The sequence below is a fragment of the Kitasatospora sp. NPDC092286 genome, from assembly GCF_044755565.1.
Taxonomy (GTDB): Bacteria; Actinomycetota; Actinomycetes; order Streptomycetales; family Streptomycetaceae; genus Kitasatospora.
Genome location: NZ_JBIVRD010000088.1, coordinates 1 through 8830, shown reverse-complemented (window position 1 = coordinate 8830; position 8830 = coordinate 1). Strand labels below are relative to the sequence as shown.

General features: G+C 75.2%; 7 protein-coding genes and 1 pseudogene. 5 read left to right on the top strand and 3 right to left on the bottom strand.

Going from position 1 to position 8830, the window contains the following annotated elements:
- Window positions 1–103: 103 nt before the first annotated feature.
- Entirely contained in the window at window positions 104–1927 is a 1824-nt protein-coding gene (locus tag ACIQIB_RS38985; RefSeq protein ID WP_400764142.1) for a sulfatase, read from the bottom strand.
- A gap of 52 nt (window positions 1928–1979) precedes the next feature.
- Window positions 1980–2579 carry a PadR family transcriptional regulator gene (locus ACIQIB_RS38980; protein ID WP_400764140.1) on the bottom strand — a complete coding sequence of 200 codons (600 nt, stop codon included), beginning with the start codon at window positions 2577–2579 and terminating at the stop codon, window positions 1980–1982.
- Window positions 2580–2673: 94 nt separating this feature from the next.
- Here ACIQIB_RS38980 and ACIQIB_RS38975 point away from each other — a divergent pair, with 94 nt between their 5' ends.
- The gene (locus ACIQIB_RS38975; protein ID WP_400764137.1) at window positions 2674–3651 is read left to right on the top strand and encodes a formylglycine-generating enzyme family protein; all 978 of its coding nucleotides are present in this window, start codon (window positions 2674–2676) and stop codon (window positions 3649–3651) included.
- Window positions 3652–3981: 330 nt separating this feature from the next.
- Window positions 3982–4293 (top strand): hypothetical protein, encoded by a 312-nt coding sequence (locus tag ACIQIB_RS38970; RefSeq protein WP_400652765.1) that lies wholly within the window; start codon window positions 3982–3984, stop codon window positions 4291–4293.
- A gap of 66 nt (window positions 4294–4359) precedes the next feature.
- On the opposite strand, the gene ACIQIB_RS38965 is transcribed toward ACIQIB_RS38970, so the two are convergent.
- Window positions 4360–5355, bottom strand: coding sequence for a hypothetical protein (locus ACIQIB_RS38965; protein WP_400764135.1), 996 nt, complete (start codon window positions 5353–5355; stop codon window positions 4360–4362).
- 179 nt (window positions 5356–5534) lie between these two features.
- Here ACIQIB_RS38965 and ACIQIB_RS38960 point away from each other — a divergent pair, with 179 nt between their 5' ends.
- The 3 genes and pseudogenes from ACIQIB_RS38960 to ACIQIB_RS38950 form a co-directional block, all read left to right on the top strand.
- On the top strand, window positions 5535–6206 hold the full coding sequence (locus ACIQIB_RS38960) for a hypothetical protein (protein ID WP_363612668.1): 672 nt from the start codon (window positions 5535–5537) through the stop codon (window positions 6204–6206).
- Between the two features lie 166 nt (window positions 6207–6372).
- The gene (locus ACIQIB_RS38955) at window positions 6373–8541 is read left to right on the top strand and encodes a restriction endonuclease (protein WP_400764131.1); all 2169 of its coding nucleotides are present in this window, start codon (window positions 6373–6375) and stop codon (window positions 8539–8541) included.
- Between the two features lie 190 nt (window positions 8542–8731).
- Window positions 8732–8830, top strand: a pseudogene (locus tag ACIQIB_RS38950) (ABC transporter ATP-binding protein); the annotation flags it as partial.

Sequence of the window (8830 nt, the reverse complement as noted above, 5' to 3'; positions counted from 1 at the left end):
GAAAGATCATCGCGTCCAACAGCCACGGCCCTCGCAACTCCCACAGATCGCGGGTGTTGCGAGGACCGTTAGAACCCAAGCCGGTGCGGGGCCCTCGGCGTGCTCAGCCCCGGGCGGCCCCGTCGGCGGTCCCGTCAGCGGTCCCGTCGGCAGGCGGGACGGCGGGCAGGACGGCGAGGGCGTCCGCGAGGAGGCGCAGCTGGGCGGGGCGGACGGAGGGGCCCATGGCCGCCAGGCGCAGCGGGCTCAGCGCGCCGAGCATCGCCCGGAGGCCGGGGGCGGCGAGCATCGGCAGCTGGTCGAGGACGGCGGCGCGCGCCCGGTCGTCCTGGAGCAGGACGCGCAGCGGGGTGTGGACGGAGAGCGGGGTCTCGGGGAACTCGGCCGGGTCGGGCAGGGGTTCGGCGGCGGCGCGGGCCTGCGGCTGCTGGGCGCGGGCGAGCAGGTGCTCCGCGGTGACCGGCCCCTCGGCGGGCAGCCCGAGGCGTTCGAACTGGTCCGCCGGGGCGTCGCTGTCCCGCAGGGCCTGGGTGAGCAGGGCTGCCAGCCGGAGTTCGAGTTCGTCGTCGACCAGCGGGTTCTCCTGCCCGGGGTCGGTGTCGAGGTCGAACAGCAGGGTGCCGAAGGCGTACGGGTTGCCGAAGGACTGGGCGGGCAGCCGGAGCACGGGGACGCCCTTGGTGAAGGGCAGCGGCGGTTCGAGGGTGGCGGCGGCCAGCTCCTGCGGGCTGAAGTGGCCGCGCATGTGGGTGGGCATCAGGGTGTGCTCGTGGAGCGGCCGGTTCGACGGGTCCTTGCAGGCCCGCATGTAGACGTAGCGGCCGTCGGTGACGCTGACGTGGCCCCCGAAGACGCCGAACAGGCCGTGCGGCCGGACGGGGGTGTCGTGGGCGACGGTGTCGGCGAGCGGCCGGCCCTGCATGTCGGGGGTGCGGTGGACGCCGAAGAACTCCAGCAGGGTGGGGCCGAGGTCGATGGTCTGGACGAGGGCGGCCCGGCGGCCGGTGGCGCGGGTGCGCGGGTCCCAGATGAACAGCGGGGTGTGGATGTTCTCGTCGTACCAGGGCTGGATGTTCTTGCCCCACCAGCCGCGCTCGCCGAGCAGCAGCCCGTGGTCGGTGCAGACGATCAGCAGGGTGTCGTCCCAGAGACCGTGCTCGTCGAAGGCGTCGAGGATCCGGCCGAGGGAGTCGTCGCACATGGTGAGCAGCGCGGCGTACTCGTTGCGGGCGTGCTCGACCGCCTCGGGGGTCTCGGTGACGCGCTTGTAGTCCGGCCAGTCGAAGTGCGGGCCGTCCCAGTCGTGCGGGTAGTGCTTCTTGTGCTGCTCGTAGGAGTAGAACGGCTCGTGCGGGTCGAAGCACTCGATCTGCAGGAACCAGCGGTCGGCGTCGCGGTTGGTGGCGATGAACTCCAGCCCGGCGTCGAAGGTGCGGGTCTGGGGGTGGTCGGCGAGGTCGGCCAGGTACTGGCGGTTGACCCAGTCCTGGCGCCACATCGGGCCGTCGCGCCAGGACAGCGTCTCGGGGATGTCCGGGTCGGCGACGTGGCCCTTCCACTTGTCGCCCTCCTGGCCGCGGAAGAACTCGTAGCTGTCGTAGCGGTTGTGGTAGGTGGCGCCGCCGTCCTCCCAGTAGTGCTGGTGGTCGGTGACCAGGTGGGTGTAGACGCCGGAGCGGCCGAGCAGGTCGGGGACGGAGTCGTCGAAGGGCTCCAGCGGGCCCCAGGAGCGGTGCAGGAAGTTGTAGCGCCCGGTGTGCATCTCGCGGCGGGCGGGCATGCAGGGCATGCTGCCGCCGTAGCAGTTGTCGAAGGTGGCGGCGCGCTCGGCGAGCCGGCTGAAGTTCGGGGCGAGGGTCCAGTCGCAGCCGTAGGGCGGCAGGAACCGCCGGTTGAGGCTGTCGAACATGACCATGACGGCTTTCACCGGGTGTCGTCTCCTTCGGTGGGCGGCGGGGCCGCGGACGTGCGGACGGGGTTCAGCGGGGTGCCGGCGGGGTGCCGTCGGCGCCCTGGGCGTTCTGGGCGTCCTGGAGCAGCCTTCGGGTGCGCTCCAGCCAGTCGATCCAGGCGTCGACGGCGGAGGTGCCGTACTGGTGGGAGAGCTCGCGGATCAGGCGGATCCGGTAGGCGTCGGCCTCCGGGGTGCCCTCGGGGAAGGCGATGCCGCGGTCGCGGCCGCGCGAGGTGGCGACCTGGTGGCGGCGGTAGGCGAGTTCGGTGTCGATCAGGCCGGGCAGGACGTCGGGGGCGAGCATCCCGGCGAAGAAGAACCGGGTCATGAAGTCCGGGTCCTGGAACCGGCTGGTCGGCCGGTAGGGCGAGCGGGCCTCGGCCAGCAGCTCGGCCCGGCCGGCCTCGGTGAGGCGGTAGACCTTGGCGTCCGGGCGGCCGTCGCGCGGGTCGACCTCGAACTCGACCCAGCCCTTCTCGTTCATCCGGTTGAGCAGCCGGTAGATCTGGCTCTGGTGGACGTTGGAGCGGACGAAGCGGCCCTCGCTCGCCAGCCAGTGGCGCAGGTCCCAGCCGCTGCGCGGATGGAGGGCCAGCAGGCCCAGCAGGACATGGTCGAACTTCACGGGCGGGTCGCTCTCTTCCGTCGTCCGGCGGACGGACGGCTCCGCCCACCTAGATGAATAGTCACCTAGGTGAAAAATGCTATAGCTTGAGGCCATGAGTCAACCCCCGCCGAGGAAGGCGTGCTGTCTGCCGGACCGGCCGGCCGCCCCCGTCCGGCCGCCGGAGCCCCCGCCGTCACCCGCCGCACTGCGGCCTGGGCACCGGCAGATCGAACTGCCCGGCGGCGCCTTCGCGATGGGCGACGCGTTCGGCGAGGGCTACCCGGCGGACGGCGAGACGCCGGTGCACACCGTGGAGCTGCCGCCGTTCGCGATCGACGCGACGCCCGTCACCACGGCGATGTTCGCCGCCTTCGCCGAGGCCACCGGCCACCGCACCGACGCCGAACGGGCCGGCTCCTCGGCCGTCTTCCACCTGTTCGTCGTCGCCGAACCGGCCGACGTCCTCGGCCGCTCCCCCGCCGCGCCCTGGTGGACCGAGGTGCGCGGCGCCGACTGGCGGCACCCGTACGGCCCGCTCAGCGACACCGCCGACCTGGCCGACCACCCGGTGGTGCACATCAGCCACCACGACGCGCTGGCGTACTGCCGCTGGGCCGGGCGCCGGCTGCCCACCGAGGCCGAGTGGGAGTACGCCGCCCGCGGCCCGCACCCCGGGCTGCGCTACCCGTGGGGCGACGAACTGCGCCCGGACGGCGCGCACCGCTGCCGGATCTGGCAGGGCCGGTTCCCGGATCTCCCCAGCGGCGAGGACGGCTGGTACGCCACCTCGCCGGTGGGCGACTACCCGCCCAACGACTTCGGTCTGTACGACGTGGCCGGGAACGTCTGGGAGTGGTGCGCCGACCGCTTCGACCCCGACTGGTACACCCGTTCGCCCCGGTACGACCCGCGCGGACCGCGGGAGGACCGGGACGGGCGGGGGCGGCGGGTGCTGCGCGGCGGCTCCTACCTGTGCCACGACTCGTACTGCAACCGCTACCGGGTGGCCGCGCGGACCGGCAACACCCCGGACTCCACCAGCGGCAACTGCGGCTTCCGGACGGTGGCCGACGGCGTCCCGACCCGCTGAGGCGCGCGGGGCACCGGGGCGCGCGCGGGACGTGCACGGAGTGCGCAGTAGATATGGGGGCGCACGCCGGACGGTCGCACGCGCCCCGCAGGAGTGGTGCTTCGTCAGCGCCGGTGCTGCGCACCCGGAATTCGCGCTACGGTGGTTCCCGCGCTACGGAGGGTTGCATATGCCCGAGGTTCAGTCCTGTTCCGGGTGTGGCGGGTCCGGAGGGACCGAGAAGACCGAGGCCACGGTCGGGCTGGACGAGGAGAGGAACATGGTGCCGGAGATCCACACCTTCTGGTCGCCGTGCGGCCGGTGCCACGGATCCGGAACGGTGATCGTCGGATGAGGCTGGTCTTCGAGTGCGTCGAGTGCGGCGGCCATTACCTGCCGCCCGAGAGCATGACGTATCCGGACGGGCCCGCGTCCCCGCTCTGGTGCTCGCGCTGCCAGGAGGCGAAGCGGGCGGCGGGGGTCGGCGAGGACCGGCTGCTGGCGCGGCTGGCGCTCGCCGCCGCGCGGGCCTCGGTCGCCACCCGCGCGGTGTGCCCCCCGGAGAGCGCCGAGCCCGCCCGGCCGGATGTCCGGCCCTCGCGGCCGCCGCTTTCCCGCCGGGCGCGGTCCGGCCCGGGCGGGGTACGCAGCAAGCTGCTCTGAGCGGGGCCCTCTGAGCGGGGCCCTCGCCCTCGGCGTGGGGGCTCTCCGCGCGGGGGCCGGGGCGGGTCAGAAGAGCGCCTCCTGGGCGTCCTCCTCCCTCGGCCGCACCCGGGTACGCAGGGCCAGGCCCTCGGGCCGGCGCCCGGTCACCGGGGTGAGGGTCCACCCGGTGAGCAGCCGGGTGTCCAGCAGCAACGGCGTACTGTCGGCGGCGTCCGCCGCTCCCCCCGGGGTCTCCGGGCGCCCCTGGGTCCCCTGGATCTCCTGGGCCTCCGGCGGGTCGAGGAAGAGGTGACGGCCGATGGGCGGCCGCAGCGTGCCCGCGACGACGGCGCCGGAGGCGAGCCCGGTGACCTGCCGGTAGGCGGCGGGGGCGCCTTCGGCCAGGCCGAACAGGTCGATGTGGTCGGTGACCGGGCGGGCGGGCAGGAGCTCCACCGCGTGACCGTGGAGCAGCCGGTGGGCCCGGCCCCGGGCGTCGGCCAGGATCGCCCGGCGCCCGTCCGCGTCGCCGTGCCGCCACCAGTGGTCGAGCTTGACCCGGCTGGTGAAGCGCTCCCGGGCCAGGCCCGCGGCGGCCACGGTCAGTTCGGCACGCCGGACGGCGGGCAGTCCGCCCCGGGCGGCGAAGGTGTAGGCCAGGGCGCCCTGTTCGAGCAGCCGGCTGGTGCCGCGCTGCTCGGCCGTGAGACCGACCTTCAGCAGGCCGTCGCCGAACCAGGCGAGGTAGAGCAGGTAGGTGCGGCCGTCGTCGAGGATCTGGTCCCGGGCGAGGGCGAGGCCGCGGTCGACGCTCTGGCAGGCGGCGCACTGGACGGCGCCGCCGCCCGGGTCGATGGCGGCCCGGTGGGGGCAGGGGGTGCGCTCGGGCATGCCGGCGATCCACGCGCCGGTGCAGCGGCGCGGCCCGGTGAGCAGCCAGCCGACCTCGGTGCCGGGCGCGGCGGCGCGTTCGTGCACCCGGCCGCCGTTGACGGCGCTGAGCACCGGCCGGCCGTCCTTCCAGTGCAGGCCGGTGGAGATCCAGCCGGTGGGCCGCTCCGGCCGCTGCTGTGGGTTCACGCTCGTCCTCCCGTACGAAACAGCGAGGTTACCCGCTGCCCCGGACAGTCCCGCCGGGCGGCCGCCGGGACAGTGGGCGCCACCGGGGCGACGCCCCGCCGTCGGGGCCGGTGAGCAGGCCGTTCACGCACCCCGGAAATCCGCTCGGCGGCCCGGCCGGCCGTTGGTACCGTCCCGCCATGATCGAAGAAACCGCCCCGGAGGCCCCCGGGCCCGTCACCGCCGACGACCTGGCGCTCACCCTGCGCCTCGCCACGGCCGCGCTGCGCGGCGCTCCCGAGGGCGCCGACTGGTCCCGGCCCGCCGGAGCGCTGGCGTGGGACTGCTGGGCCACCGTCGAGCACCTGGCCGACGATCTGCTCTCCTACGCGGCCCAGCTCGGGCCGGGGGCCCCGCCGCTCGACCGCTACGTGCCGTTCCTGACGGTGCGCCACGCCCCCGGCGCGCCGAACGGCTTCGTCCACGCCGAGCGCGACGCGGGCCCGGCCGGACTGCTCCAGGTGCTGGAGGCGAGCGGTGCGCTGATGGTCGCGATGGCCCGCACCGCCGCGCCCGGGACCCGCGCGTACCACCCGTGGGGCGTCTCGGACCCGGCCGGGTTCACGGCGATGAGCCTGGTGGAGACGCTGGTCCACGTGCACGACGTCACCCAGGGCCTCGGTCTGCCCTGGCAGCCCCCGGCCGGCCCCTGCCGGCGCACCCTGGCCCGGCTCTTCCCGGACGTCCCCCTCGGCCAGGGCGCCGACCCCTGGCAGACGCTGCTCTGGGCCACCGGCCGGGCCGGGACGCCCGGGCGCCCGCGTCGCACCGACTGGCGCTGGTACGCGGAAGTACCGTCCGCGGGGCGGTAGGTGCACTGACCACGGAGGTCGGTGACGGCGCCCCCGCCCGCGGAGGCCGCCGCAGGCCGTGGGCGCTTGGGCGGTTCGCCCGTCCACGTTCTATTGTGGCGGGCGCGGTGGTGGCGCGGCCGGGAGGCGGCGCGCCGGGGCCGGGTGCGGAACGAAGGGGTGGACGGTGGCGGGGCGGCGGAACAACGGGGTGCTGGCGGTCTGGGCGGAGGCGCAGCGGCAGCAGCAGCGCCGGGAGGAGGCCCAGTGGCGCGCCCAGACGGCCGAGCAGCGGCGGCGCGAGCGCGAGTCGCGCGAGGCCCAGCGGGCGGCGACCCGGGGCGAGCGTGAGGCGCTGCGGGCGTACCAGCAGACGCGGGAGGCGGAGGTGGCCCGGCGGACGGCCGAACTGGACGCCCGGGTCGAGGAGTTGCGCGGGCTGCTGCCCGCCGGTCTGCGGCAGCCCGCGTTCAGCCCGCAGGCGCTGCTGGCGCCGCAGGCGCAGCCGCCGTTCGAGCCGGGCCGGCTCGGCGAGCCGGTGCCGATGCCGGACCAGGCGCACTACCAGGTGCCGCCGCCGGACCAGGTCCAGGCCCGCAACCCCGGGGTCTGGCGGCAGTACGAGCAGTACGTGGCGCAGGCCCGGGCCCGGTTCGAGCAGGACTGGTACGCGGCGCAGGCGGCCGAGGCGGACCGGCAGCGGAGGCTGGCCGACTACCACCAGCAGTACCTGGACTGGGTCGCCCAGCACCGCCGGCAGGACGAGGACCGCGCCGCCCGGACGGAGGAGCTGCTGCGGCGGCTGCGCTCCGGCGAGGCGGAGGCCGTGCAGGAGTACTTCACCGCCGGGCTGTACGCCTCGGCGGCCTGGCCGGAGGGGTTCCCGCACCGTCTCGTGGCGGCCTGGGAGGTGTCGACCCGCCAGCTGGTGGTGAACTGGGAGCTGCCGGGCCCGGACATCGTCCCGGCGAGTTCGCGGGTGCGCTACGTCAAGACGGACGACCGGGAGGCGGAGGTGGCCCGGCCGGCCACCGAGCGCAAGGCGCTGTACCGGGAGGTGCTGGCACAGAGCGCGCTGCGGGTGGTGGCGGAGCTGTTCCGGGCGGACCGGGACGGGCTGCTGGACTCGGTGGTGCTGAACGGCTTCGTCCGGGGCATCGACCCGGCCACCGGCCGGGAGGCGGAGCGGTTCCTGTCGACGGTGACGGTGTCCCGGGCGGAGTTCGCGGCGCTGGCGCTGGACCGGGTGGCGGCCGTGGAGTGCTTCCAGGGGCTCGGCGGCGCCCTGTCGGCGCGCCCGGAGCGGCTGGACGAGGTGCGGCCGGACCGCCTGCCGGAGACGGTCGGCGGCAGTCTGGCCGGGCAGGGCGGCGAGGACGAGCCGGACCTCTTCGAGATGGACCCGATCGAGTTCGAGGAGCTGATCGCCGAACTGTTCCGGCTGCGCGGCTTCCGGGTGATGACCACGGCCCGCAGCGGGGACGCCGGGGTGAACGTGGTCGCCGAGGACCTCGACCCGGTGACCGGCGGACGGATCGTCATCCAGGCCAAGCGCTACCGGTCGACGGTCTCCCCCACCGCCGTCCGGGACCTCGATTCCACCGTGCGCCACCACGGTGCGATCAAGGGCATCCTGGTGACCACGGCCGGATTCGGGCCGGGCTCGTACGACTACATCCGCAACAAGCCGCTGACGCTGGTGAGCGGGCCGGAGCTGGTCGAGCTGCTGGCCGAGCAGGGGCTGCGCGGCCGGCTGGGCGGGGACCGCACCAACGGCGGCGGGCCGGCCGCGGCCGGGGCGGCGGCCCCCGCCGAGCCGGCCGACGGCGCGGCGGCGGACCACCGGACCAGCGTGGAGCTGACCTGGCGCAGCCGCACCGCCGGCGGGGACGCGGTGGAGCTGGACGTCTCGGCGTTCCTCTGCGCCTCCGGACGGGTGGTCAGCGACGAGCACTTCGTCTTCTTCAACAACCCGCAGGATCCGGACGGTGCCGTCCGGCTGCACCCCACCCGGTCGGTGCCCGGCGAGCCGGCCCGGGCCGCCCGCGTCACCCTGGAGCTGGGCCGGCTGGCGCCGGGGGTGGACGAGGTGGTGCTCGCCGCCTCCACCGAGGAGGAGGAGCCGCCCGCGGTGCCGCTCGGCTATGTGCACGGCCTCGCCCTGACGGCGGCGTACGGGCCGGGCGCCGCCGGGCCGGAGAGCTGGACGGCCGCCACCGGCGGAATGCCGGACAGCGCGATGCTGCTGGGCTCGTTCCGGCGGACCGGCGGGTCCTGGCAGTTCACGCCGTCCGGCACCGCGGTGACCGGCGGCCTGGCCGGGCTGGCGGTGCACTGGGGCGTCGCGGTCGAGTAGCGGCCGGGGCGGACGCCGCGACCCCTCTCAGGGGCGGATGTCATACCTGAGGATGAGAAGGACCCCCGCCGACCCGCCGGGACGGCGGGGGGTCACCGTCCCCGCGACCGACACATCGCGCCCGAACCGATTGGGAGGATTGAACGGAAGAAGATCATCCGTTCCCGTCCCCAGGAGTCCCCCCGTGACGATGCCCGCAACCGCCGTCCGTACCGGCCGGGCGGCCGCCCGCGCCACCGGTCTGAACAAGGTCTACGGGGAGGGGGAGACCCGCGTCGTCGCCCTCGAC